Source organism: Flagellimonas sp. (assembly GCF_965233845.1).
Lineage (GTDB): Bacteria > Bacteroidota > Bacteroidia > Flavobacteriales > Flavobacteriaceae > Flagellimonas.
On record NZ_OZ247584.1, the window covers coordinates 2,792,330 to 2,817,873 of the forward strand.

22 protein-coding genes and 1 tRNA gene are annotated in these 25,544 nt (G+C 42.0%); 7 read left to right on the forward strand and 16 right to left on the reverse strand.

Annotated features, from left to right (window positions below):
* Positions 1-53: 53 nt before the first annotated feature.
* A complete protein-coding gene (locus ACO6S0_RS12395) occupies positions 54-1,052 on the reverse strand; it encodes a serine/threonine dehydratase (RefSeq protein ID WP_422348677.1) in 999 nt (332 codons plus the stop codon).
* Entirely contained in the window at positions 1,053-3,239 is a 2,187-nt protein-coding gene (locus tag ACO6S0_RS12400) for a glutamine synthetase III (protein ID WP_422348678.1), read from the reverse strand.
* Positions 3,240-3,451: 212 nt separating this feature from the next.
* Here ACO6S0_RS12400 and ACO6S0_RS12405 point away from each other — a divergent pair, with 212 nt between their 5' ends.
* Positions 3,452-4,462 carry a glutamine synthetase beta-grasp domain-containing protein gene (locus tag ACO6S0_RS12405; RefSeq protein WP_422348679.1) on the forward strand — a complete coding sequence of 337 codons (1,011 nt, stop codon included), beginning with the start codon at positions 3,452-3,454 and terminating at the stop codon, positions 4,460-4,462.
* Between the two features lie 55 nt (positions 4,463-4,517).
* On the opposite strand, the gene ACO6S0_RS12410 is transcribed toward ACO6S0_RS12405, so the two are convergent.
* Complete coding sequence (locus tag ACO6S0_RS12410) at positions 4,518-5,456, reverse strand: calcium/sodium antiporter (protein ID WP_422348680.1); 939 nt, start codon at positions 5,454-5,456, stop codon at positions 4,518-4,520.
* A gap of 554 nt (positions 5,457-6,010) precedes the next feature.
* On the opposite strand from ACO6S0_RS12410, the gene ACO6S0_RS12415 reads away from it, so the two are divergent.
* The 3 genes from ACO6S0_RS12415 (at position 6,011) to ACO6S0_RS12425 (ending at position 9,500) form a co-directional block, all read left to right on the forward strand.
* A complete protein-coding gene (locus ACO6S0_RS12415) occupies positions 6,011-7,345 on the forward strand; it encodes a cell envelope integrity protein TolA (RefSeq protein ID WP_422348681.1) in 1,335 nt (444 codons plus the stop codon).
* Positions 7,346-7,471: 126 nt separating this feature from the next.
* The gene (locus ACO6S0_RS12420; protein ID WP_422348682.1) at positions 7,472-9,250 is read left to right on the forward strand and encodes a DUF885 domain-containing protein; all 1,779 of its coding nucleotides are present in this window, start codon (positions 7,472-7,474) and stop codon (positions 9,248-9,250) included.
* Between the two features lie 103 nt (positions 9,251-9,353).
* Positions 9,354-9,500: an SsrA-binding protein gene (locus tag ACO6S0_RS12425; protein ID WP_422348683.1), complete on the forward strand. Its 147-nt coding sequence runs from the start codon at positions 9,354-9,356 to the stop codon at positions 9,498-9,500.
* On the opposite strand, the gene ACO6S0_RS12430 is transcribed toward ACO6S0_RS12425, so the two are convergent.
* Positions 9,494-10,006, reverse strand: a complete 513-nt coding sequence (locus ACO6S0_RS12430) for an adenine phosphoribosyltransferase (RefSeq protein WP_422348684.1) — start codon at positions 10,004-10,006, stop codon at positions 9,494-9,496. The genes ACO6S0_RS12425 and ACO6S0_RS12430 overlap by 7 nt on opposite strands.
* A gap of 177 nt (positions 10,007-10,183) precedes the next feature.
* On the opposite strand from ACO6S0_RS12430, the gene ACO6S0_RS12435 reads away from it, so the two are divergent.
* Positions 10,184-10,324, forward strand: coding sequence for a hypothetical protein (locus ACO6S0_RS12435; protein ID WP_422351827.1), 141 nt, complete (start codon positions 10,184-10,186; stop codon positions 10,322-10,324).
* A 39-nt stretch (positions 10,325-10,363) separates the two neighbouring features.
* Positions 10,364-10,437 (forward strand) — tRNA-Arg (locus ACO6S0_RS12440).
* A 418-nt stretch (positions 10,438-10,855) separates the two neighbouring features.
* Here the strand turns inward: ACO6S0_RS12440 and ACO6S0_RS12445 are convergent.
* Genes ACO6S0_RS12445 through ACO6S0_RS12460 form a run of 4 tightly spaced genes read right to left on the reverse strand, consistent with a single transcriptional unit; the run spans position 10,856 to position 13,478 of the window.
* Positions 10,856-11,275, reverse strand: a complete 420-nt coding sequence (locus tag ACO6S0_RS12445; protein WP_422348685.1) for a hotdog fold thioesterase — start codon at positions 11,273-11,275, stop codon at positions 10,856-10,858.
* 10 nt (positions 11,276-11,285) lie between these two features.
* The gene (locus ACO6S0_RS12450; protein WP_422348686.1) at positions 11,286-11,804 is read right to left on the reverse strand and encodes a peroxiredoxin-like family protein; all 519 of its coding nucleotides are present in this window, start codon (positions 11,802-11,804) and stop codon (positions 11,286-11,288) included.
* Positions 11,805-11,810: 6 nt separating this feature from the next.
* Positions 11,811-12,893 (reverse strand): bestrophin family protein, encoded by a 1,083-nt coding sequence (locus ACO6S0_RS12455; RefSeq protein WP_422348687.1) that lies wholly within the window; start codon positions 12,891-12,893, stop codon positions 11,811-11,813.
* A gap of 3 nt (positions 12,894-12,896) precedes the next feature.
* Positions 12,897-13,478, reverse strand: coding sequence for an NAD(P)H-dependent oxidoreductase (locus tag ACO6S0_RS12460; protein WP_422348688.1), 582 nt, complete (start codon positions 13,476-13,478; stop codon positions 12,897-12,899).
* A 104-nt stretch (positions 13,479-13,582) separates the two neighbouring features.
* On the opposite strand from ACO6S0_RS12460, the gene ACO6S0_RS12465 reads away from it, so the two are divergent.
* Complete coding sequence (locus ACO6S0_RS12465) at positions 13,583-13,975, forward strand: winged helix-turn-helix transcriptional regulator (protein ID WP_422348689.1); 393 nt, start codon at positions 13,583-13,585, stop codon at positions 13,973-13,975.
* 569 nt (positions 13,976-14,544) lie between these two features.
* Here the strand turns inward: ACO6S0_RS12465 and ACO6S0_RS12470 are convergent.
* From ACO6S0_RS12470 to ACO6S0_RS12505, 8 genes are all read right to left on the reverse strand, one after another.
* Entirely contained in the window at positions 14,545-16,071 is a 1,527-nt protein-coding gene (locus ACO6S0_RS12470; RefSeq protein ID WP_422348690.1) for a TolB family protein, read from the reverse strand.
* Positions 16,072-16,170: 99 nt separating this feature from the next.
* Positions 16,171-17,400: a PIG-L deacetylase family protein gene (locus ACO6S0_RS12475; RefSeq protein WP_422348691.1), complete on the reverse strand. Its 1,230-nt coding sequence runs from the start codon at positions 17,398-17,400 to the stop codon at positions 16,171-16,173.
* 19 nt (positions 17,401-17,419) lie between these two features.
* The gene (locus ACO6S0_RS12480) at positions 17,420-19,867 is read right to left on the reverse strand and encodes a glycoside hydrolase family 9 protein (RefSeq protein ID WP_422348692.1); all 2,448 of its coding nucleotides are present in this window, start codon (positions 19,865-19,867) and stop codon (positions 17,420-17,422) included.
* A 79-nt stretch (positions 19,868-19,946) separates the two neighbouring features.
* The gene (locus ACO6S0_RS12485) at positions 19,947-21,086 is read right to left on the reverse strand and encodes a glycoside hydrolase family 18 protein (RefSeq protein WP_422348693.1); all 1,140 of its coding nucleotides are present in this window, start codon (positions 21,084-21,086) and stop codon (positions 19,947-19,949) included.
* Positions 21,087-21,123: 37 nt separating this feature from the next.
* Positions 21,124-23,193: a TonB-dependent receptor family protein gene (locus ACO6S0_RS12490; RefSeq protein ID WP_422348694.1), complete on the reverse strand. Its 2,070-nt coding sequence runs from the start codon at positions 23,191-23,193 to the stop codon at positions 21,124-21,126.
* A gap of 386 nt (positions 23,194-23,579) precedes the next feature.
* Positions 23,580-23,954, reverse strand: a complete 375-nt coding sequence (locus tag ACO6S0_RS12495; protein WP_422348695.1) for a nuclear transport factor 2 family protein — start codon at positions 23,952-23,954, stop codon at positions 23,580-23,582.
* A 138-nt stretch (positions 23,955-24,092) separates the two neighbouring features.
* Positions 24,093-25,025: an RraA family protein gene (locus tag ACO6S0_RS12500; protein ID WP_422348696.1), complete on the reverse strand. Its 933-nt coding sequence runs from the start codon at positions 25,023-25,025 to the stop codon at positions 24,093-24,095.
* 32 nt (positions 25,026-25,057) lie between these two features.
* A complete protein-coding gene (locus ACO6S0_RS12505) occupies positions 25,058-25,540 on the reverse strand; it encodes a RidA family protein (RefSeq protein ID WP_422348697.1) in 483 nt (160 codons plus the stop codon).
* Positions 25,541-25,544: the final 4 nt, after the last annotated feature.

Below are 25,544 nucleotides of genomic sequence, written 5' to 3' on the forward strand. Positions count from 1 at the left end.
GCGCAAAAATAGCAAAACTGATTCCCTTTCGCTATTATTTGCAGTCCACAATTTTATTGAAGTAAGGAAGGTAGATGACCCAAATAATCGTTCTCCCAGATTTTATGGGTTGTTGGTTGATCTATATTTCCCCCAGACAGTATAACCAAAACCTTTTTTTGGGCCGAAGCTCCCTTCAACCACTCACATACTCCAGCCATGGTCATGGCACTGGTTGGCTCAATCCTACATTTGAGCAGATGAGTAAGCCATTGGGTCCAGTAAATCATCTTTTCTTCATCCACCTCATAAAAGGCATCCAGTTGTTTGAGGTATTCAAAAGTGACATCACCCACCGCCATGGTCATTGCACCATCTGCCAAGGTGTTTGGTACTGACGCTAACCTTTGAATCGTGCCTTGCCGAAGGGATTCAGCAGCATCATTCGCATTCAAGGGTTCTACCCCCATTACCAGGGTCTTTGGGGAAAGACCCCGACTCGCCAAGAGGGTTCCAGAGAGCAATCCACCACCTCCACAGGGGGCAAAAACAGCGTCCATTTTATCCAATTCGCTGAGGGCTTCGTAGGCCGAAGTTCCCTGTCCACAAATCACCTGTTCATGGTTAAATGGAGGAATCCAATACGTACCCTCAACTGCTGCAGCCTGCCTTACTTTCTCATCCGTAAGGTCCCTGGTTTTGCTCAAAATCACCTCTGCCCCATAAGATTTAGTAGCTTGAATCTTGACTTGGGAAGAGTATTCCGGCATAAAAATGGTCGCCGGAATTCCAAATTGATGGGCAGCAAATGCCACGGCCTGTGCGTGGTTTCCAGAACTATTGGCCACAATATGTTTTGGACGATGCCTGTTCTCCAGCAACCAAGCCAAGGTATTGCAGCCTCCCCTGGCTTTGAACGCCCCTATTTTTTGGAAACACTCTGCCTTAAAGTAGATTTCGTGCCCCAACCATTTATTCAATAAGGAAGAGGAGAGAATGGGAGTTTTATGAACAAACTTGCTTATCCGAGCTTGGGCTTGCTCTATATCCGTGATATCCAAAGTTCCCTTCATTTACTTCGCAAAAAGAAGTTCGCGATATTTGGTAAAGGGCCAAACTTCATCCGAAACCAACTTTTCCAACTTATCCGATTGTTCCCGTATCGTTTCAAAATAAGGTCGTACATCGTTGCAATAGGCTTGGGCTTTTTTATTGATGGTGGAGAGCCCGTTGGCACGACGCCGTGCAGCAGTCATTTCATCCGTTTGTTTCTTGATTTCTGCTAGGTGTTCCCCAATTTGTTCCAAAATATTGAGCTGACTTTCAGCTACCTTGTTGTAGACCGCACCATAAATCTCCTTGAGCCCCTGAACGTTGGTCAAAAGGGAGTTTTGATAGTTAACTGCAGCAGGAATTATGTGATTGTACACCATTTCACCCAGAATCCTTCCTTCAATTTGTAAATGAAAAACATAGGTTTTCAATTCTACTTCTTGACGCGCCTTCAATTCTATCTCACTCAACACATCCATTTCATTAAACAGCGCAATACTATTTTTGGAAGTTAGCACCTGAAGTGCCTCAGGGGTGTTTTTGTTATTACTTAATTTGCGTTTTCTTGCCTCATCTTGCCATTCAATACCATAGCCATCCCCATCGAACCGAATACGTTTGGAGGTTTTGATATATTCCCGTAAAACGTTGAACACGGCTTCATCCTTTTTCAAGTTTTTCTTGTCGATCAAAACATCCACTTCTTTTTTAAAGTCAGTGAGCTGTTTGGCCACGATGGTATTTAGAATAGTCATAGGTTTGGCACAGTTGGTCTTGGCCCCTACCCCTCGCATCTCAAATTTGTTCCCAGTAAAGGCAAAAGGGGAAGTTCTGTTCCTATCTGTGTTATCCAGCAAAATTTCGGGGATTTTCCCCACTACATTAAGCTTCAATTCTGTTTTTTCCTGTGGAGATAACTTGCCTTGTGAAACTCCTTCGAGTTCATCCAGTACATCACTCAATTGTTTTCCAATAAATATGGAAAATATGGAGGGAGGAGCCTCATGACCACCCAACCTACAATCATTACTAGCGGAAGATATGGACGAACGCAAAAGTTCCTCATATGTGTCCACCGCTTTGATAGTGTTCACAAAAAAAGTGAGGAACTGCAAATTCTTCATGGGTGTGGAACCCGGACTTAAGAGATTGACCCCGGTATCCGTAGCCAATGACCAGTTGTTGTGCTTTCCTGAACCGTTCACCCCGGCAAATGGCTTTTCATGAAACAAAACCGTGAAATCATGCTGATCGGCAATCTCCTCCATAACGTCCATCAATAATAGATTGTGATCCACGGACAAGTTGGCCTCCTCAAAAACAGGAGCCAATTCAAATTGGTTAGGTGCTACTTCATTATGCCTAGTCTTTACCGGAATCCCCAATTTGGTGCACTGCTTTTCCAAATCGCTCATAAAACTGAGCGCCCGGGAGGGAATCACCCCAAAGTAATGGTCATCCAGCTGTTGTCCTTTGGCTGCTGCATTGCCCACCAAGGTTCTTCCTGTCATGACCAAATCCAAACGCGATTTGGCCAAAGCCTTGTCTATCAAGAAATACTCCTGTTCCCAACCCAATGTGGCATAGACCTTACGTACATTTTTATCAAAATACTGAGCCACCGAGGTTGCGGCTTCATCTATGGCGTGCAATGCCCGCAACAAAGGAGCTTTGTTATCCAATGCCTCGCCGGTATACGCTACAAAAATGGTAGGGATACAGAGCGTAGTTTTATAAATAAACGCCGGTGAGGTGGGATCCCAAGCGGTATATCCTCTGGCTTCAAATGTATTTCTTATTCCACCGCTTGGAAAACTGGAAGCATCCGGTTCTTGTTGTACAAGCTGGGCACCGCCAAACTTTTCCATGGCCCTGCCATCTGGTAAGATGTCAAAAAAGGCATCGTGTTTTTCTGCTGTGGAGCCAGTTAATGGTTGAAACCAGTGGGTATAGTGGGTAGCTCCCATGGACAGGGCCCACGCTTTCATTCCTTCAGCCACCTGGTCTGCAATTTTGCGATCTATCTTGGTTCCTTGAAAAATTGCCGATTTCACTTTTTCCAAGGCTTCCTTGGTCAAAAACTGAAGCATTTTTTCCTCGTTGAACACCTGTTGCCCAAAAAGTTGGGATCTTTTCCCTGTTTCCTCCACTTTTCTGTGGGTTCGCTTTCCACTCTCGGCAATGGCACCAAATCTAGTGTTTGACATAGATAAACTTGTTTAAGCCACAAAATTACAATTAACAATTTAATAATATATGCTTCAAAAATTACTTTTTTTTCATTTAACCCCACCAAAAATGGGGGTTATGGAAATTATAATGTAATGATTGCGATTTTAACCCTTCAAAATGCATATTATCAACTGAAAAACATACTTTTGTCTCTTAAAAATTTGAGAACAAAATAACGACCGCAATTATGAGCAAATCTAAATTAGAGTACATCTGGTTGGACGGTTATGTGCCCACCGCCAATATGAGAAGTAAAACTAAAATTGAAGAGGATTTTAGTGGAAAATTGGAAGATTGTCCTATTTGGTCTTTCGATGGAAGTTCTACTCAGCAAGCTGAAGGAGGTTCTTCTGACTGTTTATTGAAACCTGTAGCCATTTATCCCGATCCCGCTCGAAAGAATGGTTATTTGGTAATGGCCGAGGTATTGAATGCAGACGGCACCCCGCATGCTTCAAATTCAAGAGCCACCATTGATGATGAAAATGATGATTTCTGGTTCGGGTTTGAGCAAGAGTATTTCATTATGGATACGGATACCTTATTGCCTTTAGGTTTCCCAATTGGTGGTTATCCAGGTCCCCAGGGATTGTATTACTGCTCTGTTGGTGGGAAAAACACTTGGGGCCGTGAATTGGTTGAAAGGCATGCCGATCTTTGTATAGAGGCAGGATTGAACTTTGAGGGAATCAACCAAGAGGTAGCTGCCGGACAGTGGGAGTTCCAGATTTTTGCCAAAGGTGCTAAAAATGCAGGAGACCAAATCTGGGTTGCCCGTTACTTATTGGACAGGTTGACCGAGGAGTACGGATATTATATTGAGTATCATCCAAAACCCATCAAAGGGGATTGGAATGGTTCCGGAATGCACGCCAACTTCTCAAATACCACTTTGAGAACCGCTGGCAACAAAGAAACTTATGATAAAATTTGTGAAGCGTTCAGACCTGTGGCCAAAGACCACATTGCGGTTTACGGAGAGTTCAACGACCAGCGTTTGACCGGTCTTCACGAAACAGCTTCCATTAATGATTTCAGCTACGGAGTATCGGATAGAGGGGCATCCATTCGAATTCCAATTATTACCGTTGAAAAAGGATGGAAAGGATGGTTGGAAGACAGAAGACCTGCTTCCAATGCAGATCCATATAAAGTTGCAGCTAGAATCATTACGACTGTAAAGTCGGCCAAGGTTTAGACCCCAATGAATTAATTGTTGATAATGATTAAAAAACCGTCCTCTGGGCGGTTTTTTAGTTTACGGTCAAATAGACAAAAGCTGTATAAACAGTCAACAGAATCAATCCATCCCGCCATCCTAAGCGTAAACCTTTTGGAAAGAAAACCAGAGGTAAAATCAAGAAGGAAATTCCAAGCATCCAGAAAATATCGCTGCCCAATAAACCTTGATCTACAACTGCTATTGGAGTGATTATGGAGGTGATACCCAAAACGGCCAAGAGGTTAAAGATATTTGAGCCTATCAGGTTACCCAGTGATATAGCTTTTTCTTTTTTCAGTACCGCCACTACGGATGCGGCTAATTCAGGAATACTGGTCCCTACGGAAACTACGGTCACTCCAATGATTCGGTCACTTACGCCCAAGGATGAGGCCATGCCCACCGCTCCATTGATCAATAGCTCAGAACCTCCCCAAAGTGCTGTTCCCCCAATACCCAAAAACAATACTGTTTTATATAATGGTAAAGGAATATCGTCTTCTGGCATTTCATCTTCAACTGCTTGCTTTTGAAATCTTAATAAATAAATCAAAAACAGAAAAAGGAAAACCACGAGTATGATTCCCTCATATTGTTCCAAAATCCCATCGAAGTAAATAAACCCCACAAATAACAGTGAGGCCACCATCATAACTGGCCAATCCGTGGTATAAAAGCTCTTACGAACATTGATACTGCCCATTAAAACCGTAATGGCCAATACCAAGCCCAAATTGGCAATATTGGAACCCACCACATTACCTAGGGCCAAATCAGGGAATCCATCAAGTGCAGCCTTAATGCTTACAATTAGTTCTGGAGCCGAAGTAGCAAATGAAACAATGGTCATCCCAATTACAATTTTTGGAATGGCCAATCTTAAAGAGAGGGCCACAGCAGATTTCAACAACCAATTCCCTCCAACAATAAGAAGGGTAAGTCCCAAAACAACAAAAAGTAGATTTCCCAAGCGGTAAAATTTTGCCGTAAATATAGATGAAGATTTAAAGCTGCAAGCTTTGGGATTTGAAATTTATTTGCAAATCATGTCAAAAGCCTAAATCAACCCAAAAAAGTGGGTGAATTTTCACCTGTCTCCACATTCCAAAAAATAAAACTCCTCCTGGCTCCTGGAAACGAAAACACAAAAAAAGCCCCTTTTTGAAGCAAAATCTCCCTTGGTTTTCAAAAAAGGATCAAAAAAGCCCCTACAATTACGATAATCCCAAACCATAATCACAAATAAACCTTACACTTTAAAACTTCATCGTAGAGAGTCACATCAATTCTAAAGTCAATCTCATCTTCTTACCTACAATCCTGTACGCAATTATATTGATTTCCTTCCAAAAATTTGGAAACATGATTCTTGTCATTTTATCTTAAAAAAACGTAACCGGTTCAAAGCAATTTTTCAACCCTTAAAATCAATCAAATCAATGATCACAATTGTTAAGTTTTTGGTGATGCTGGTCATCCAGCTTATCACTGTAATTTTTGTATAACCCTTTAAAACCAATCGCTATGCTTACATTATTTGGAATACTGATCATACTTTTAGGAATTGTTACCCTGGTTACCAAACCTATCTTCAAAACCAGTAAATTATTGCAATGGTTTACCCCCAGACGTAGTCTGCAAATCATTGGAATTGGAATCTTGATGAGTATTGTAACAGGTACATTTTTCTATGCTGAACCAGGTACTGCTTATGCAGTCCAATACCCCTGGGGCGGACAAAAGGCTGTTTTCAGACAAGGTATCCACACCAAAATGTGGGGTAGGCTAATTCCCATTCAATTTGAACTGCCCATCAAATATGTTATTCCCAGCCAAGACGGGAACCTAGGGGAACAAAGCGAATATGCCAATGTGGATGCAGCCAAATATTGGGCCTTTAGCGACGCGGTAAAAGCCAGAATTGCCACTTCCGTGGTCATTAGCATCAATACGGAAGATCAGAGTCAATTCCTTTCGGTGGCCGACCGAAACAAAACAGAAAAAAACCTAATTCGTTCCAGGATAATACCCAATATTGACCAGTCCATAAAGAATACCTGCAAACTTATGGATGCCCAGGACTATATTTCTGGCCAAGCCTCGGATTTTGACCGCTATTTTAAGGATCAATTGGAGAATGGCATGTATGTATTAGAGGAGTATGTACAAAGTGAAAAGAAGGATATTATTGGCGATAGCAGTACGGTACGAACCGTTGTGAACAAAGAGTCCAAACAGAAGCGCTTTCGTATCAAATTCCAAGATGGCAAGCCCATTAGGGAAGAAGGCAACTCTTTGAAGGCCTATGGTCTTACCGTTGTTCAAGCTGTTGTAACGGAAATTGATTGGGAGACCACTTTTGACAAACGACTGCAGCTACAAAAGGAGGAAGTGGCCCAGACCCAGTTGGAAAAACAACAGGCGGAACGTGAATTCTATCGTGCACAAAAAGAAAAGGCCCGTGGAGAAGCTGAAAAAGCCGCAGAACGCGCACGCTTGGAAAAGGAACAAATCCAAAAAACCATTGCAGCTGAAACCGAAGCCAAAGTGGCCGAATTCAACTTGGTGAAAGAGAAGAAGCAGTTTGAAGTGGAAAAATTTAAGGCCCAGAGCAAAAAAGTGGCCGCAGATGCCGAGGCCTATCAAAATGCCAAACTGGTCAACGCGGGGCTTACCCCACAGGAAAGGGCCGAATGGGATTATAAAACCTCTGTAGGTGTGGCCAGGGAACTGAAGGAGCTTCGACTTCCCGAAATTTTTATTGAGGGCAGTGACTCCAAAAACTCGGACAATACCTTACTTGAGTCTTTAATTGGGGCAGATTTGGCGAAGCAGATGATGAGCAAACCAAAGAACTAGTGCCCTGTGTAAAATTTAGTCCCGCAATAGCGGGACTTTTTTTTAGAAAACTTTAGCAATTGCCTTAGGCTTCAATTTGGTTGTTTTGTCTATTTTACATTTTTATAACAAATCACACACAAATTGATGAAAAAAATAACAGTTGTTTTAACCGTCCTGATCAGCTTACTCTCATGTAAGCAGGAGGCCAAAAAAGAAGAATCCCCCAACCTTAGCAAGGAATTTGCTGAAGTCCTGAACAACTATTATGAAGATGGACTGAAATTGAACCCCATTAATGCCACCACCGCTGGTGACCATAGGTATGATGATGTTTTTGCCAATGCACTTTCAGATGAGCACATAGCCAAAGTCAAAGCACATTTTGAAGGTTACAAGGCAAAGCTGGACAATTTCCCCGATGAAAACTTGACGAAAAGTGAGCAAATGAGCAAAGCCATCCTTGTCTGGGAATGTGATATCAATCTAAATGAATTCAATCACAATGCCAACCTTACCCCCATTGACCAAATGTGGTCTCCCAATTTGTTTATGGGGCAATTGGCCAGTGGATCCAGCGCACAGCCGTTCAATACGGTTGAGGACTATGAAAAATGGATGAAAAGAGTGGATGGATTCTTGGCATGGTTATCCAGTGCAGAAGACAAAATGCGTGAGGGTATGGCAAAAGGGCACGTGCTTCCCAAATCGTTAATTATAAAGGTTTTACCTCAGTTGGAGTCCCAGACCGCCCAAAATTTGGACCAACATCTGTTTTACACTCCCATCAAAAATTTTCCTGATAGTTTCTCCGAAGAGGACAAGACCAAACTGGAAGAGGCCTACCAGACAATGATCAAGGATAAAATTATTCCTGCTTATGAAAAACTCAACACCTTTATGGCCAATGAGTATTTGGAAGCCGGTAGGGAGTCCAGTGGTATTCAGGGAGAACCCAACGGCGATGCCTACTATGCCCATCAAATCAAAAAATACACCACTACCAATATGACGGCTGCGGAGATTCATGAACTTGGATTGAGTGAAGTGGCCAGGATTCGTTCCGAAATGGAAAAAATAAAGGAGGAAGTAGGTTTTGAAGGAGATTTAAAAGCATTCTTTGATTATGTAAGAGACAATAAAGAATTGATGCCCTATACCGATCCACAGCAGGTGATTGACAATTTCAACGCCATTCATGATCGGATGAAGCCACAAATAGAAAAGCTTTTTGATGTAAAACCAAAGACCCCATTTGAGGTGCGCCGCACGGAAGCCTTTAGGGAAAAATCGGCAAGTGCAGAGTACAACCCAGGATCCTTGGATGGTACCCGCCCAGGAATTTTTTATACCCCTATTCCCGAAGTAACCAAGTACAATGTGTATTCCGATGAATCCTTGTTCCTACATGAAGCCATACCCGGACACCACTATCAAATTTCATTGACCCAGGAAAGCGAAGTATTGCCCAAATTCAGGAAGCTTTTGTGGTACAGCGGTTATGGTGAGGGCTGGGCTTTGTATTGCGAGTCTTTAGGAACGGAACTTGGTCTCTATACCGACCCTTATCAACTTTTTGGGATGTTGGGCGCTGAGATGCATAGGGCCATTCGGTTGGTGGTGGATACCGGTTTGCATTCCAAAGGGTGGACCCGTGAACAGGCCATCCAATATTCTTTGGACAACGAAGCAGAATCTGAGGCTTCAATTACTGCGGAAATTGAGCGGTACATGGCCAACCCGGGTCAGGCACTTTCTTATAAGATTGGGCAGCTTAAGATTCGCGAATTGCGTAAAAAAGCATCCGATGCACTGGGAGATAAATTTGATATTCGGCAATTCCACAATCAGATATTGGAAACTGGATGTGTTCCTTTGGCCCTGCTTGAGGACAAAATCAATACATGGATCAAGGAAAATAGTTAATTGTTAGATATGTTTTCCAAGGGGTCGATAACTCGGCCCCTATCCTTTATTTCAATGGGGTTAGCTCAGGTTGGTTATATTTGTAGCACCAACACTTGAAGCGATGTTCTACAAAGTTCTGGCAAAAATCAACAAGGCCATACTACCGTCTTACACCAAAAAGGGATTGGATCCTGCCAAAGCGTCCAAACTACAATTGGCCATCATAGGGTGGCGTTATTTTGTTACTACACGGGCATTGGGTCAATAGTGCAACAAGGATTTGATTGGGTATCCGTTCAGTTTTTCAGCCCCGTTTAAAAAGCTAAGTTCAATCAAAAAATTACACTGAACCACTTCCCCTCCCAATTGTTCAACCAGCTTGCAAACGGCTTTAGCGGTACCACCAGTGGCCAACACATCATCATGAACCAGTACTTTTTCCCCTTTGCTTATAGCGTCCGTATGAATTTCAAGGGCATCCACTCCATATTCCAAGGAATAAGACTCGGCAAGGGTTTTGTAAGGCAGTTTCCCTTTTTTCCGTACTGGGACAAATCCGGCCCCAAGTTTTGATGCCAGCATAGGCGCAAATATAAACCCTCGGCTATCCACACCAACCACTTTATCTATGGATAAACCCTCCAACATAGAAAGCAGGGATTCACATGCCTTGTTCAGTGCCTCGGGATTGTTTAAAAGTGGAGTGATGTCTTTGAAAGTTACGCCAGGTTTTGGAAAGTCTTCCACATCCCGGATAAAGGCCTGAAAATCCATATTATTTTTGGATAAAGGGGTTTTGTTGTAAAGGTAAAAAGAAATATATTTGCACCCCATTTACGGCCGCGTGCCCGCCCGTACCGGACGGCACGTTAGGGCGGGGCGCATAAAACAGCCAATATGTTTTATGTTTATGTTCTTTACAGTACTGGTTTTCAAAAATATTATGTTGGAATGTCCACTAATATTGAAAGAAGGTTAAAAGAACATAACAAGGGAAAGCCGAATCCACTAAATCATGTACACCATGGGAAGTGGTTCATACTGAAACTTTTGAAACCAGAACGGAGGCAAGAAAGAGAGAAAAATACTTGAAGTCGGCAGCCGGAAGAAGGTGGAGAAAAGAAAATATTAGGCCGCGTGGCGCAACTGAATAGCGCATCTGATTACGGCTCAGAAGGTTGCAGGTTTGAATCCTGCCGCGGTCACTTAAAGCGCAAACCCTGTATGAAAATGCAGGGTTTTGTATTTTTTGCGAACATTGAAAACTTTTTTTTCATAAGTGAGCAGGAAATACAAAACTGCAGTGCGATAGCGATGCTTGTTTGCATTTTCAGGAAGGACCGCAAAGGATGTGGAACAATCCTGCCGCGGTCACTTTTTAATAGTCAACGGGGTTGACCGAATAATGGATGTTCATATACTGTATCATGAAAGGTAAATTAGCGAAACTACTAAAAGAGACCTGGAATAGAACTCCGCTGCCCTAAAGTTCTCTGAATTTTAAACTGTCCTTTAAAATAGCCATTTTTTTGGGACCGCTTTGATCGTCAAAACGACTAACAACATTCAGTAAAGCAGCTTCAGCAACCTGAGTATATACCATCGTTGTACGCAAGCTAAAAATCACACTCGAATAAAATTATAGACACCTTTTCCTTCTGCAACTAATACATCTTCTTGGAATGCCTTCATTTTAGTTACCATAATTCGATTTCCCATTCTGACCAACCTTCCTTCAAAAATTAAATCTTTTCCATCTGCAAATCTTAAATAATCAACTCTCAAGTCTATTGTTGATAATTTATCTTTAGGCGTATTAAAATTAGCTATACCAATAGCACCACCAACAGAATCTAAAATTGTAGCAATAATTCCACCATGCCAATGATTAGCGCGAATATCACCTACTAAATCTTTTCTAAAAGGCACTCTTACTTTTATAAATTCCTTTTCAATAACTTCAACTTTCAAACCAAAATATTTATGTATCGGAATTTCTTGCTCTGCCAGCCTTATTAATCGTCCTTTTGCCCTTGTGTCCATAACATTTAATTTATAGCATTTCACCTCTTGCTGGATAACCAGACTGCACAATGTAATCTACGGCTTTTACAAATGAGGCTAAATATGGCCTTCCCCAAGGGTTACTATTGGTTGCAGAATAATAAACATTGTTAGTATTGTCAATTAAAAAAAGACCAGGTTCACTAAACACATTGGGTTCACCATCTTTCACACCAGCGCTTAAGTACAATGCCCATTCTCTTGCTGTATTTTCAGAAAGTTCATAACCCAAAGTAAGAATAGGCAATTCCCACTTTTGACGAGAAAGTCTTGCTCTTTTTTCAGTATCCATACTTACTGCAACAACGTTCACACCTCTATCTTTGAAGTCAGGCAAAAGTTCCTGCAACTGCTTAAGATACTTTTTACACAGTGGACAATGTAAACCTCTATAAAAAACGATTAGAGTAAAACTATCTGGCTTTTGTTTCCTTAATTCCCATTTATTGCCATCCAACAATGGAAAAGATAATTCTGGAGCTGTGTGTTTTGGAGTTGGTCTATTCATAATTTTTTACATTAAAATACTTTTCTGTTCTTTTATTGGAGATGGAATTGTATTTGGGTCATCCATTATCATCTGTCGGATATCAATTTCTATTGCTCTAGAAATACTTGTTATTGGCGTATCGTTTGCAATTCCTTCAAAGGGATTTTCAGAAACCTCTCCTATACGTTCCATTGTAAAAAATATCCAAGAAATAATGACACTAAATGGAATTGCCAACCAAACAAAATGTGTACCTATAAATTCGATAGCAGGATTGTTTGAACCATATTGCCCAATGATTCCTTGTCCTATTTCATCAAAAACAGGCATTACTCCAAATGGAAGTAGAAGAATAAAAATCCAAACAAAGAATAAATTGAGAGTGGCAAATTGCCTAGGATAGGGAAAGTTTTTAATTCGTTCGACTTTTCCTTGTAGCGTAAACATTTCGACTAGTAAAGATTCCATTTCTAAATGGGCGAATTCCCAAATAAGGTTTTTCTCTTTTAACTCTCGTAACTTTTTTGATTGCAAATTCAAACAAGCTCCTTGCTTGTTCTGTTGTTTTATTACATGCTGCATTTCATCATCTGACAGATAACCTTCCAATTCTTCCTCGAGCGTAAATTTTCTTTCATTTATATCAACATCTTTCATGTATTCTTTGTCTGAAGAATTTATCGTCGACATTTCCCATGATTTTGGCTTTCTTAAAGCATGACGAAGTGAAGTCATCCAAGCTATATGCCTCATGATTATGTTTTTTCTAATTTTAAACAATTCTTTTTCGGATAGCCCATTTTCTTTTTTTTGATTGACAATGAAGTCATTTACCATCATAGTAAAAGAGCGAGAGGTATTGACAATTCCACCCCAAACTTTTCTTGCTTCCCATAATCTGTCGTACGAAGCATTGTTTTTAAAACCAACAATGAATGCCAAAGCGCTACCTACCAAAGCAATGGGCAACCAGGGCAGGTTTAAAAACTTCCAATCTAAGACAGCATAAAAGGTGGTTGGAACAGTGGCTATAATCAAAAATTTATAGATGTATCTGCGTGTCCACAGAACCATCACTTTAATAGAATAATTCCTCTTGGTATACATAAACTAGAAGTACTTTTTTAAATGCCCTCCAAAGCGTTTAAAATCACTTTCAATTTCAGGGTTCTTCATTACATCATATGCCATAAACGTAGGTAAGGATTCAAATCCAAACCACTTAAAATTAAGATGCATTGGTTTTAGCAGATCATCTTCACTAATTCCATTAAAAAATGTTTCCTCTGGATTGTTAAAAGCTTCTTTTGGTGCATTTGCCGTTACTGACATCATATACTTTCCTTTTAGCTTTCCTCCTAATCCGTAATTCTTCTTTGGTGCTTCCTTGCTTCTACCGTCACCATCAGACATTTCACCCATCATACCCATAGAAAATACTTCATCAATATATTTTTTAAATGACCAACTTACCCCCATCCAGTTTAAAGGCGTTTGAAAAAAGACAACATCCGCCCATTTGAATTTTTCGATTTCCTCATTTATATCATAATTATCTTCCATAGAAGTTTTTTTGATGTTGTAGCCTTTACTTTTAAAGTAACTCTCAGCTTTCTCAGTCAAACTAGCGTTTAATCTTCCCTCGGAAAATGGATATTTTTGATGTCCGTTTATTATAAAAACATTTTTCATTTTAAATTTTTATTACATTTGTGTCGCAAAGAAACTATTATTAGTTTAAAAAAGAAACTATTGAGTTTTGATTTGGGCAAATAGTGGTAACCAAAAAGTAACTAATGGCAAGAAAATATATAGACAACCCAAATGCTTGTTCACTTGTGCATACGATGAACATAATTGGAAATAAATGGAAGCCAATTCTTTTATACTTATTATCTAACGGTTCACTGCGTTTTGGAATGTTAAATGCACTTATACCAACAATCTCAAAAAAAGTACTGACCAATCAATTAAAAGAATTGGAAAATGATGGATTACTTTTAAGACAGTCGTTTGCTGAAATTCCACCAAGAGTTGAATACTCACTAACCGAAAAGGCAGTTGGGCTTTTACCAGTGTTGAAACAGTTAAGTGAATGGGCAAATGAAGCTTATCCTGAAATGGAATTTGAAAAATGTAGAATTGTTGAAAGTAGAGAAAAGTCAGCGTACAACAATGTGAGTGAGTAATAGTGGTTTAAGTGACAAAACGAAATTATGAACATAATACAAAGGTTAGTGTAAAACTGAAAGGTTAATGAGTAGAAATCAGCTACTACTTATACGCGAGACCGTTAGTCTGTAATTTTTTCTAGTCCTGAAAAACCAACGTTTATTGATCCTTGAGCTTTTGTGGCTATGATTTCCTGATAGAGCCGAATACCCTAAAAATGTGGTTCGTCAGTGGTTGGAGAAAATGATATCGGTTTCCGGAAATAAGTGTAATATGTATCCCATAACAATAGCCTAGGGTAATATTAAAAGAGGTTCCTGGGGTTTTTCTTAAAGTGGATGTCGAACAACAGTCAACGATGTCCCAAAAAAGGAACAAGTGTTTGAAGTGATTCCAACTACAATAAATTCCCAAGCGTTTCCCATAACCCTATAAGTTGGGCAATACTTCAAACAAAAAAACAAATGCTAAGAAAAAGTTGGGCATAGAACTCAACTTATCTGATAGAGGCTACATTCTGTCCAAAAATGGAGGGCCTGGAAACAATCTTAGCACAGAGAATTATGGACTTGGGCATTCGTATGGATTAGTCCGAATTTGTCACAAAGGCCACATATCTGCCATCTGGAGACCAACTAGGCACATTAATACTTCCTTGACCGCCGTAGATATATGCAACCACCCTGGGTTCGCCCCCTCCTATGGGCATAGTCCTTAATAGGCAATGCTTATAGAATGGATGATCGTTTGAAGCAACTTCCTTAGGGAAGGAAATCCATAATAATTTAGTTCCGTCCGGTGACACATGGGGAAACCAATCGTGCCATTGATCAAAGGTCAACTGTGTTTGATCTTTTCCATTTGCCTTCATTTTCCAAATCTGCATGGTCCCTGTCCTATCAGAGTTAAAATAGATCTGTTCCCCATCTGGGGCATATTCCGATCCATCGTCCAGGCCAGCAGTATCTGTCAATTGCTTTTCCTTTTGCGTTGAAATATCTACCTGGTAGAGGTCGTATTTTCCATTTCTCCGTCCTGTAAAGACCATTTTCTTGCCATCAGCGGACCATCCGTGCAAATAGGACGCCCCGAGACCTTTTTGGGTAACCCTTACGGGGTTGGTGCTTCCGTCAACGGGCATGTAGTAAATCGCCGAATCACCATTGTCCTCGCCATCATGATGGCTTATTCCCAAATATTTTCCGTCAAAACTCAGCACATGGTCATTATTATTCCGTATTGCAAAGCCGGTCTGGATCATTTCTACTTTCCCGTTCTGCTGATCATATGCATAAAGCATACCATTGGAATTATATATCAACTTCCCATCGACCGTCCAATTGGGGGCCTGGATGCTATGGGCCGAATTCAGGAGTACTTTCCGGTCCCCGGTAATCACATCCATAATCTCAAGACGACTGCCCAAATAATCGCTGTAGGCCACATAATCTTCCTTAACGGGTTTTATGATCCTAACGTTTTTGAAAATAGCCGTTTCAACAACATCCGCGTCATGGGAACAAAGTGATAGTCCCACATAAACTTCATTATTCAAACTAACCTCTTGCTGTACACTGGTCAACGGCACGCCAAACGTTGCGGTGGACATAATAAAGAGGTTTCCCCTTCTTTCCAATTGAATGACCGTTGGTGCGTTATCAGCGGATTGGACTTCTTTGGTCTCATCGTCATCAGCCAATCTATATTGTAATGACGTTAGACCATCACCGCCATGAACAGTGGCGTTTACCATGGCCGCACCGCTGTGGAGTCCGTTCCTGACTGTTAATCCCAGTTTCCTGTGCTCGTTTACCCCTGGGCCCAAAAACTCCACTTGCGCCCTAATAATGAAATCACCCTGTATGGACCTCCATAGGTAATGGAAATTGTCCGTATCCCCCCACATATTGGCCCCACTGGCCCTAACTACATATTTTTGGGTATTTGAGTCATAAAAAACAGCTCCGTTATGCCTAACGGTGCCAACGTCCAGATTTCCTTCAAAAACACCGATACCGTCCTGGGCATGCACCCTGGCCAAAGCAAAAAAAACTAGGAGCAGGAACAGTTTGTTTTTGAACATGGTGTTTATGGGTCTTACATTTTTTTGCATGATATTTTATGTTTTTTTAGAAATATGATATCCCGTTTTCGTATCACGATGGCATTTAATCATACTTTCATAGGTTACACTATTATGGCACTTTTGGTTTTAGCGGTGTATCCAGACCTTAAATTCCCCGTCATTATCGGTAAAATCTTCATCATTTATCCCTAAATAGATCCGACCAGAAACAGAGGAATGTATTTTTTTCTTTCTTCCGATAAAGAATACGTTTTCCGGGGACTCACCGATTCTTCCAATCAATGCTCCTCCACCAGTACTGTTGACAGGTAGTTTACCAATCCCTATTTGGGGAGCATTTCCATTGGGCGAACTATGGTACATTCCGGACACATCCCAAATTACCTTGCCCTCCGCTTCAAATTCAATTTCACTGTTCGCATCCACATGGATTCCGGTGTCCAACCATTCCGTGGTCCCCGAAACCGTATAACTATTTACCGACCCGTTCAAAGGTAACAGTCCATAGACATCTTCGTTGGTTATCTGCCTACCATATTCCGCTATTTCAAAGGCTTCCACGAAATTCGCTCGAGAGGCCTTTTTCTTGCCATACCATTTTTCAAGTGTCTTTCTCACTGCAAAAACAGGTTCGCTATAAGGATATGTCCTACTGAACATAAGATCGAATTGTGCTTGTTCATCGTCCCTGACCTTTTCCAAAATTCCCAATGCGTGGGGAATTGCCTCGCCTACTTGTGAGACATGAGCGGCGCATGCCTCTAGTTTTTTATCCCATACATCGTCTATAATCACCGCAAAATCCGGTGTATGGGAAAGTTTGATGGTGAAAAAATCCCTCATGTACATCACCACGGGAATCTTATCGGAATCTAGAAATTTTAGGGCGTCACGGACTATCCAACCAACGGCCATATTATCATTATGACCACCCATAGCTGGATAAAACGTATAGATTATCTGTGGTGACCAATCGGTTATTATATTTGCGATTTCCTTTTGGACCTTAACTGAATTTTTCAATTTTCCATCATCGTAGTCCATTACCTGATAATCTGAAATGCCCAAAATTTCCTTTGCCTGCATGGCCTCGTTCAACCTCCTTTTGGCCAATGGACCCGGCTGCATGGAATAATGCCCCGCATTGCCATTGGTAACGGACAGGAACTTCACCTCATGCCCAGCTTGGGTATATAGTGCGGATATACCACCGGTATATATCTCGCCTTCATCTGGATGTGCAAATATTACCATCACCCTCGCCTTGGACTCTTGGGCAGGCATAACATTGCTCAGAAGCAGCATTGAACAAACCAGAACATATCTTAATTGGCACAGTACGTTTACGCTATTCATGGCTATCATCTATTTGTTACTAAAATTCTGCTATCAACGACAGCCATTTGGTTGCCGAGGAGTTCCAGACCTCCTTATAGGTAGCCGTATTGAACTGGGGCCAATATGGCTCATCACCATTGAACTTGGACTGCATTCCCACCGGGATCTCACCAACCGTCTCACCTATGAGGGCCGTATATTGCTGGGGATAATTACTTCCCTCTCCCCAAATTAGCGACTGACCAAAAGGATTTTTTCCCACGATCCAAAACAACTGTTGTTCGGCGATATCCAACAATTCAGGGTCGTTCAAAAATTTACCGCTAAGGGCCGCTGCCTTGCCCGTTGACAAATGCACCGCAGCATTGCCCTTAAAGGAAAACCAAACGGGGAATGCCCGTAGGTAATGTTCGGAATCCAGTTTAAACCCATTTTCCAATTGTTCCTTGTAATCTTTTGCCGCTCCCTTGGATATCCCCACTTGCACCCTATAAAAATTGAGGGAGTCCTTTACCTCATCCACATGGTACACCCCACTTGGGGCCATCCCATAGGGTTGCACATATTTCATGGTGGTCTTCAGGTAATCCCCATACATTTCTATAGCGGCCTTCCATCTAGGGTAATCGGGATGGTCTGGCTGAGTCTTACAAAGTGTGGTGAGTGCCTGCATAAAAATAAAATCCCGAGACTGGTGCGTGTAATGGACAATGGACTTTCTGTTTAAATCCCGATAAAAGAACCCCCGCAATTTATTCTTGTCCTTAAGGGGCTGGGTGCGCTGGCAGTCCAAAGTATATCGAATGGCCTTGGCAGCTTCTGCTGCATAGTAATCATCGCCTGTGAGTTTATATATTAAACTGGCGCTATAGGAAACATTGGCCATATATTGACTGTTGGAAGCCATAGCTGCATGGTCACCGCCTCCGCCGCCGCTCAGTTCATTAAATCCAAGACGATCAAACCTTTTCTTGGCGTAGGCAAAGTCTTCTTTGGCGATCTTCCTTAAATTCTCCTTCAGCATTTCGTCATTGTCGATCATCATGGCTGCATAGGCCTCTATACCTGAGAAAACAAAGTTTTCAAAAGCCCTGTCGTGTACCCTTATCTTACGCCTCCTCGTTGAATCGTCCTTGGTGCCGATAAATCCATCGGTCCACAGGTTGGTTCCCCATGTTTGGGCCCTAAACCCGTCTCCCAAGCGGGTCTTCATGATATAGTCCAGACCCCATTTGGCCTCTTCCATCATCCTGAGATATAGTTGTTTGTTCTTTTTTTCCTTGGCCCGTTTGGCCATTTCCATCAACGAATAGACCAATTCACCTGTTTGCAGGGTCTGTTGGGACATATCGGCCGCATCGTGCCATCCCCCATTTGCAGGGAACACCTTTCCATTGTAGGTACCATTCAAGTCGGCATGGCAGGCCCCGTGTTTGCCCGGAACCGGGTAACCACATCGCTCGCAAAAAATAAAATTGAGCACCCTCCAGGCAGAATCCTCCCAAACATCTTGGTGGATGTAAAACGGCTTGGTGGTAACTTCTCCAACACGCAAAATATACTGTCCTTCTTGCTTGAAGTCGCTAAAATCAACAGTTTCAAAACTTCCAATAGGAGTCTTTTTTTTGTCCACGACCCCTTCATGGACAACCCTGTTGGTGGCGTTGTCCAATAGGTAGAATTTCCTATTATGATCCTTTACCCTTACAATGGCCGATTTATTGCTTTGGGGACGATACCCTGTTGTGGAATGGACAATACGGTCTTGGGCAGGCTGCCACCCACTAACAACTTCAGGGTTCTCGATGGTCTGTAGGGAGACCGCGTCTATGTCAAAATTCAACGTTTCTCCCATGGTGAGCTCTTTTCCAAAAACCTCAATGGCAAATTTGAGCTTGCTCACCTTGTCGCGTGGAAGTTCCGTCATCTCCACAAAGACCTCGTTCCATTGACCGTTGATAAGGTTTATTTCGTGGTAACCTTCGCGTCCATATTTGTCCGGAACCTTAATTTCTCCATCGTTTTCCACATATAGGTTGAGGTAAATGCTTCGGTCCCCCTCACAATCCGGATAGATGTAGAGGTGGATTCGGTTATACTTCTCCCAATTTTGGCCACCCACATCAAAACTGGCCAAAGAAGTACCAAAGCCAAGTCCCCAACCTAAAAATTGGGGGTAGGTGGTAGGTGCCGAGAGTCGTAGGCTTTTATTCCCCGATTTGCTCCTTTCATCGGTGAGCGCGACACCTCCGATCCCTTTATGGGACCATCCTTCCAAACTTTCCATATCCTGGTAAAGGTCACTTCTCAGTACTTTCTTGGTCAGCCCAAAGGTTTCGAACGACTTGCTATGGTCCAGGGGCAAAGGGCTGTTGTGCAGGTAGCCCGTATTGCGGATATCTTCTTTTAATTTTTCATCCACCTGTGCCAAAAGGGTGATCGAGGTACTTATAAAGGCTAAAAATAAAGTTGATAGTTTTTTCATTTATAATGGTTTTATCTGTATTCTAAAGATGATATGGTCAACTTTTTTTTGATCAGTCCACCAAGTTTTGTTTGCTGGATCAATCATCCAATTCTTTGTTCAACACTTTGAGTAGGTACAGTTTTGGGTCGCTGAAATAGGTCCAGAACATGGCTCCCGCAAGCCCATGATCTTTGATGTAATCACATTTTATCTTTACGGATTCCTCATCGTCATAGGTAATAAAGTGTTTGGTCTCCTTATTGAACAGATAGGGTGCTTTGGATATATCATCCCAGTACCGCAGATAGCCTTTTTTATTTACCAAACTGTCCTTGATATAGGAAAAGCCCCCTCCATACCGAGGACGAACGGGTATTTGGTACAGTCCATCATTGTCGTCACTGGCCACGATTTTTCCTTTGGCATAGAACCCAATGCCCATAACCACTTTTGATAGATCGACCCCGACCCGCTTTAAGTTTTCTATACAGACATCGGCCGAATAGAGATAGGGCATGTTTTTAGGGGCGAACAGGTTGGAGTGGTGCGAAGACATATTGTCATAGGTATTGTCAAAGTCATAGCTCATCAAGTTGATATAGTCCAGATATTTTTGGGCCACTTCCATTTCCGTGTGCTGCAAAAATTCCCTGGATCCCCCAATGGCGGTAGTAACATGGTATTCTTTTCCTGTTTTTCGCGCAAGGGCATCAAGCTGCTCACGTAAATGCCTGAACATGTTGGTGTAGTTCCTTCGATCCTCCGGACGGTAGCCATTGTTGTCCCCTTTCATCCCCGGATATTCCCAATCAATGTCCACGCCGTCCAAATTGTGTTTGGCAACTATATCCACGGCACTTTGCGCAAACTTCAATGTCGATTCGTCGGTGAGCATGGCATCGGAAAAGTTCTTGCTCCAGGTCCAACCTCCCACGGAGATCATTATTTTAAGGTCCGGGTTTACCTTTTTCAGCGCATTGAGCTTTCTAAAATTGACCGTATCTGTCTTTTCGTTGTGCAACCAGGCCAGGTTGTCCTTGATGTCAACAAAGGCATAGTTGATATGGGTGAGCCTCTTGGCCTCTATTTTGGACGCTTCCACAACATTGCCATTATAACCACCAACATAACCGATGATAACATGCTCAGTGTCCTTTTGTGAGAACGATGACTGCGTGGCCAAAAGGCCAAACAACAGTCCAATGATCGGTCGGGTAAATAGTTTTTTTAAATTCATATATGTATAGTTTATGCGGTTTTTAGTTAAACTTCTTTTAAAATGAATATGTCAGTCCTATTCTTCCGTAATGGTTGAACCGGTTAGCAGGATAAAAATACCTGGGTTGCCTTCCTCCAAAACCTACTGCATTGATCAGGACCGACCCTGCATATTTGGCATCAAAAAGGTTATTGAGACCATAATTCAGAACAAGCTGAAAATGGTCGGAAAAATCTATTGAATAGTTGGTGGAAACGTTGAAAACATGGTATGCCTCACTGCTGAGGGAATTACTGTCGGTGAGCGGAATGTCATCAACATATTGGTACGAAACCCGCAGGGCCAAACTTTTTGGATGTACAATATCCAGCCCTGAGCTGATCCGATGTTTGGGTACTCCCGTAAGTGGATTGCCCCCATAATCGTTGTCCCCACTAATAAATTCAACAAATTTGTGATCACTGAATGTGTAGGCAACAAAAGGTTTGACCGCCAATGTACTTGAAAGGGTAAAAGTATAGCTTGCATCCAAATCCATTCCTTGATGTCGTGTTCTCCCCGCATTTTTACCTATGTACTGATCTTCACCAATTCGTTGGGCCACCAATAAATCCTTGATCTGCATATGATAGAGGGCCGCTTTGACACTCATGGTCCTACCCAATAGCCAAATAGTCCCTCCAAGTTCATAATTAATGCCTTTTTCCTGAGCTATGTCAGGGTTGATAACTCCGTCGGGAGTAAGCGTTTCCTCAAGCCCTGGATTGGAAAACCCCCTACTGAGCCCTAAGTAGAGTGATCCATTTTTCAATTGGTACTGGACCTGAAGGTTTGGGGTCAAAATCGGGTCGAAACTACGTTTGGCCGAAGTGTTTTCGCTCCCTATATGGAACAAATCCCTAAAATCATATGTGGTTTTGTTCAGGTTTAAACCAAATTGGCCCACAAGTTGATCCGTCAAGTCAAACGCAATGGACCCAAAGATGTTCCATTGTCCACGGAATTCAAGGTTTGAACTTAGCCGATCTCCTTTAAGACTGCCCATTCCTTGGTTCTGTTCATATAAGTTATCAAATGTGCCCCAATGATACTCGTCTCTGTAAAGCTCACCTCCCAGGGTAAAACTCTCACCGAACAACCTTCCCTTAAAAATTGACCTTAATCCAAAACCATTGGTGAATTCATCCAAAATGTTAAAGGGGCGTGGCTCGTAATGATCCAAGTATGAATAGAATATGCTTGTGCTATTTTTTGCCCCCCCTTGAAAAACATGGGAGTAGGTAATGCCCGCCAAAGTGTATGCATTGGACTCAAACCCTTTTGCGGCCAACCAGTTCGCCGCGGCATTCGTTGGATTACTTTTAAATTCATCCAGACCCAGGGAACTGGGAATTTGGGCAGTGTAGTCGATATGGTTGAACAAAAAACCAATCTCATCATGATCCCCAAGCCCAACTGAGGAAGTGAGCAATAGACCATCACGCTCAAATGTATTGTTCTGGCGATACCCCTCTGTTTTTAGATGGTTATAGCTGAGGCTGAGGTCGAATTTTTTTTCTGAATGTCTGAAGGACAAATTGTTCTTGAACATATGGTATGATCCGAATGTGGTTGAATTGTCCAAAAATGTTCTTCCAACATGGGGGGGCTTGGTATTGAGAATAATAGCACCTCCAAGATTGGTTCCAAAAGCAGTGCCTTTGGGTCCTTTGATCACTTCAATGCCTCCAATATTTTCTAGATCATAGGCCTCAATGGTCGAAAAACCTGTTCCGTTGGTCACTGGAATATTATTGAAATAAAGACGAAGTTTATCAGTACCGAAGGGCGTACGTGCGCCAACGCCCCGAATAGTTATCCGGTTGGTGTTCAAGGCCCCGGAAAGCAAGTACACTCCAGGAATTTGATTGATAGTGGATACAACATCCAAAGGGCTGTGCCTTTGTATGTCACTCAAGCCAATACGATTTGCCGGGGTAATGCCCAAAGCTTTTTTCTCGATTTCCTGTTCGGTCAAAATCACCTCCTCTAAGCTAGTGATAGAATCTTTTTGTTGGTTTTGGGCGGAAAGCGATACGGCAAAAAATATATAGTAGAATCCAACCAGACAGATTGGCTTGCACAAAAACAATATTATTGACTTTAGTATGTTACAAAATCCCATTTTAAGTATACATTATTCAAATTATCTGGCCACAAAGGATCCAACCCCAGCAACTACTACTCTTTTTTTAATTTAATTACTATAGTCAAGGTACTTTTGTACCCTTTTTTGGTATGTTAGAATTTACATCAAGAGGATTTTCTTTAACACATATTCGTTGAGTTCCGTGAATACCTCAAATGCCACATCATCCCGTCCGTAAATACCATTAGGTGTACTCTGCCATTAAAACAGGCTTAGCGTACTTTTTGCCCAATTACGCATTGGGGTGATAAAACAAGAAAACAGTAGATGTATTTTTTTTAAAAGTTTGGTTCGTTTTTAGTCTTCCCATTTTTAATGCTAGGTTATAATTTGTACGCCTGTCTTGCCAGAAGCAACCATTTTCCATTATCGGAAAGTTGATACACCTGTAGGTTCCCAATCCTGATTTCCACAGGTTCCCCTTCATGGATTGCACTGGCTTGAAATATATGCCGTACAACAGCCGTGTTTCCTGAAAGGGTTATGGTCTGCTCGGGTGTTGTTATTGACTTGAAGTCAAAGGAACCATTTACAAGGTCATCAATAAACTCTTCCTTATTTTGAACTAGTCCGCTGGAGTGGCCATATATAAGCTTGTCCGAACACAATTTGTCCATTACATCGGCTCGGGCCACAATCATGGTTTTATGAAAGGTTTCCACGGCCACCTCAACATCTTCCACTTTTGGTTTTTTCATTTTCAAGGTTTGTTCTGACTTTACCTTCTTTTCTTCTTTCTTACTGGTTTCACAGCCAGAAAACACAAAGAGGGCTAAACAGAAATAAATGATAATATGGTTGGTTTTAGCATTCATATTTTATGATTGATCGTTACTTTACCAAGTTCTTTTACTCAATACTTTGTCAAGTTCGGCACGGGTCATTTTACCCAACTGGGGCTTATTACGGAGCCAATTGATAAAATCTTCCTTAATTTTTTCGGTCCATTTACTGTCAATTTCACCTGTAGTATATTTTTTTGACCTTACCATCTCAAATCCGAAAATGTCTTTTAGGGCAACAAATTCAGCGATGGAAATCACTTGTTCAGCCATATGTGCGGGCACAAAGAGCACACCTTCTTCCTCAGCTATCACAAGGTCACCGGGAAGTACAATGGCATTGCCCATTCTTATGGGAACGTTAAGTCCCATCACCACCATTTCCTCCAGGAAAGAAGGATGAAAGTCACGAACAAATGCATTGAATCCCTCTATTTCCTTTATGGATTTAAGATCACGGGAACTGCCATTAAATACTACCCCGGTGCCTGATTTACTGTATATGGATGTTGCCAAAGTTGCTCCCATTAGGGTGCCAGCGTCTATTTTACCGAATCCGTCCGCAACATACACATCACCCTGGGAGAGCATCTCTATGGGCCACGAATTGGTGTTTCCCTTTCTCCCATGCTGGTTTATGCCCCTTTCCTTGATGTTCTTTTCCACATCGGGCCTACTGGGCATGAACATGGCCGTCAGTGCTCGTCCCACGACCGGAACGTTTTGGTGCACCATTTTCCAGTTACCTTCGAATTGGTTCGTGTAACCTCCATTTTTCAATACGGTCCATGCATCGTCTATTCCAATATTTCGAGCACGTTCCAACAAATCATCCGGAATCTTGGGGCGACCATCGTCAAAGCGTTCCCCTTTCCATTCCGAGGTCAAAAAAACAAGCTCTTCCTTTGGAATTGTCTGTCCATAAAGGTTTGAGGATATCAAACCCAGAAGTATTAAGACAACATTCAGTTTAAACAAAAACTTCATGGTAAAGTGTTTAGGTTCCGAAAGATTGTTCGTTAATCCAAGGCGGCAATACAGTCGATTTCAACCAATGAATCTCCGGGCACCCCTCCGTAAGTGGCGACGGTGGTTCTAACGGGAGGGTTCTTTCCGAACCTTCCCCTGTAGACCTCGTTCATGGCATGGTAATCGTTCAGGTCCGCCAAATACACATTTACCTTGAGAACCTTGTCCATTGATGAACCATGTTTCTTAAGTTCCCTTTCCAGCGCGTTCAATACAATTTCCGTATGGGCCTTGATCTCAAAAGGTTCCACATGGGCACCTTTGCCAGCAACGTACAGGGTATTTCCATGTTTGACCGCCCCGGAAAACAATGGGACGTCTTGATCGGTGACAACATCGCCTACTACTTCTTTTTTGTCTTTGGACCCATTTGCCATGGCCCTGGCACTAACCGTTGAACCGACGCCAAATAATGCGGCCAAACCGATTCCGATTCTTTTGAATGATGCTCTTCTTGTTGTATTAGTTTCCATTATG

Bases quoted from the DNA above. Each gene is read 5' to 3' on its own strand.
- ACO6S0_RS12395 (WP_422348677.1), bottom strand. From the start codon at position 1,052: ATGAAGGGAACTTTGGATATCACGGATATAGAGCAAGCCCAAGCTCGG.
- ACO6S0_RS12430 (WP_422348684.1), bottom strand. From the start codon at position 10,006: ATGGATTTTCAGGCCTTTATCCGGGATGTGGAAGACTTTCCAAAACCT.
- ACO6S0_RS12405 (WP_422348679.1), top strand. From the start codon at position 3,452: ATGAGCAAATCTAAATTAGAGTACATCTGGTTGGACGGTTATGTGCCC.
- ACO6S0_RS12505 (WP_422348697.1), bottom strand. From the start codon at position 25,540: ATGGAAACTAATACAACAAGAAGAGCATCATTCAAAAGAATCGGAATC.
- ACO6S0_RS12470 (WP_422348690.1), bottom strand. From the start codon at position 16,071: ATGCAAAAAAATGTAAGACCCATAAACACCATGTTCAAAAACAAACTG.
- ACO6S0_RS12455 (WP_422348687.1), bottom strand. From the start codon at position 12,893: ATGTATACCAAGAGGAATTATTCTATTAAAGTGATGGTTCTGTGGACA.
- ACO6S0_RS12425 (WP_422348683.1), top strand. From the start codon at position 9,354: ATGTTCTACAAAGTTCTGGCAAAAATCAACAAGGCCATACTACCGTCT.
- ACO6S0_RS12460 (WP_422348688.1), bottom strand. From the start codon at position 13,478: ATGAAAAATGTTTTTATAATAAACGGACATCAAAAATATCCATTTTCC.
- ACO6S0_RS12495 (WP_422348695.1), bottom strand. From the start codon at position 23,954: ATGAAAAAACCAAAAGTGGAAGATGTTGAGGTGGCCGTGGAAACCTTT.
- ACO6S0_RS12420 (WP_422348682.1), top strand. From the start codon at position 7,472: ATGAAAAAAATAACAGTTGTTTTAACCGTCCTGATCAGCTTACTCTCA.
- ACO6S0_RS12450 (WP_422348686.1), bottom strand. From the start codon at position 11,804: ATGAATAGACCAACTCCAAAACACACAGCTCCAGAATTATCTTTTCCA.
- ACO6S0_RS12480 (WP_422348692.1), bottom strand. From the start codon at position 19,867: ATGAAAAAACTATCAACTTTATTTTTAGCCTTTATAAGTACCTCGATC.
- ACO6S0_RS12500 (WP_422348696.1), bottom strand. From the start codon at position 25,025: ATGAAGTTTTTGTTTAAACTGAATGTTGTCTTAATACTTCTGGGTTTG.
- ACO6S0_RS12435 (WP_422351827.1), top strand. From the start codon at position 10,184: ATGTCCACTAATATTGAAAGAAGGTTAAAAGAACATAACAAGGGAAAG.
- ACO6S0_RS12400 (WP_422348678.1), bottom strand. From the start codon at position 3,239: ATGTCAAACACTAGATTTGGTGCCATTGCCGAGAGTGGAAAGCGAACC.
- ACO6S0_RS12415 (WP_422348681.1), top strand. From the start codon at position 6,011: ATGCTTACATTATTTGGAATACTGATCATACTTTTAGGAATTGTTACC.
- ACO6S0_RS12485 (WP_422348693.1), bottom strand. From the start codon at position 21,086: ATGAATTTAAAAAAACTATTTACCCGACCGATCATTGGACTGTTGTTT.
- ACO6S0_RS12445 (WP_422348685.1), bottom strand. From the start codon at position 11,275: ATGGACACAAGGGCAAAAGGACGATTAATAAGGCTGGCAGAGCAAGAA.
- ACO6S0_RS12465 (WP_422348689.1), top strand. From the start codon at position 13,583: ATGGCAAGAAAATATATAGACAACCCAAATGCTTGTTCACTTGTGCAT.
- ACO6S0_RS12475 (WP_422348691.1), bottom strand. From the start codon at position 17,400: ATGAATAGCGTAAACGTACTGTGCCAATTAAGATATGTTCTGGTTTGT.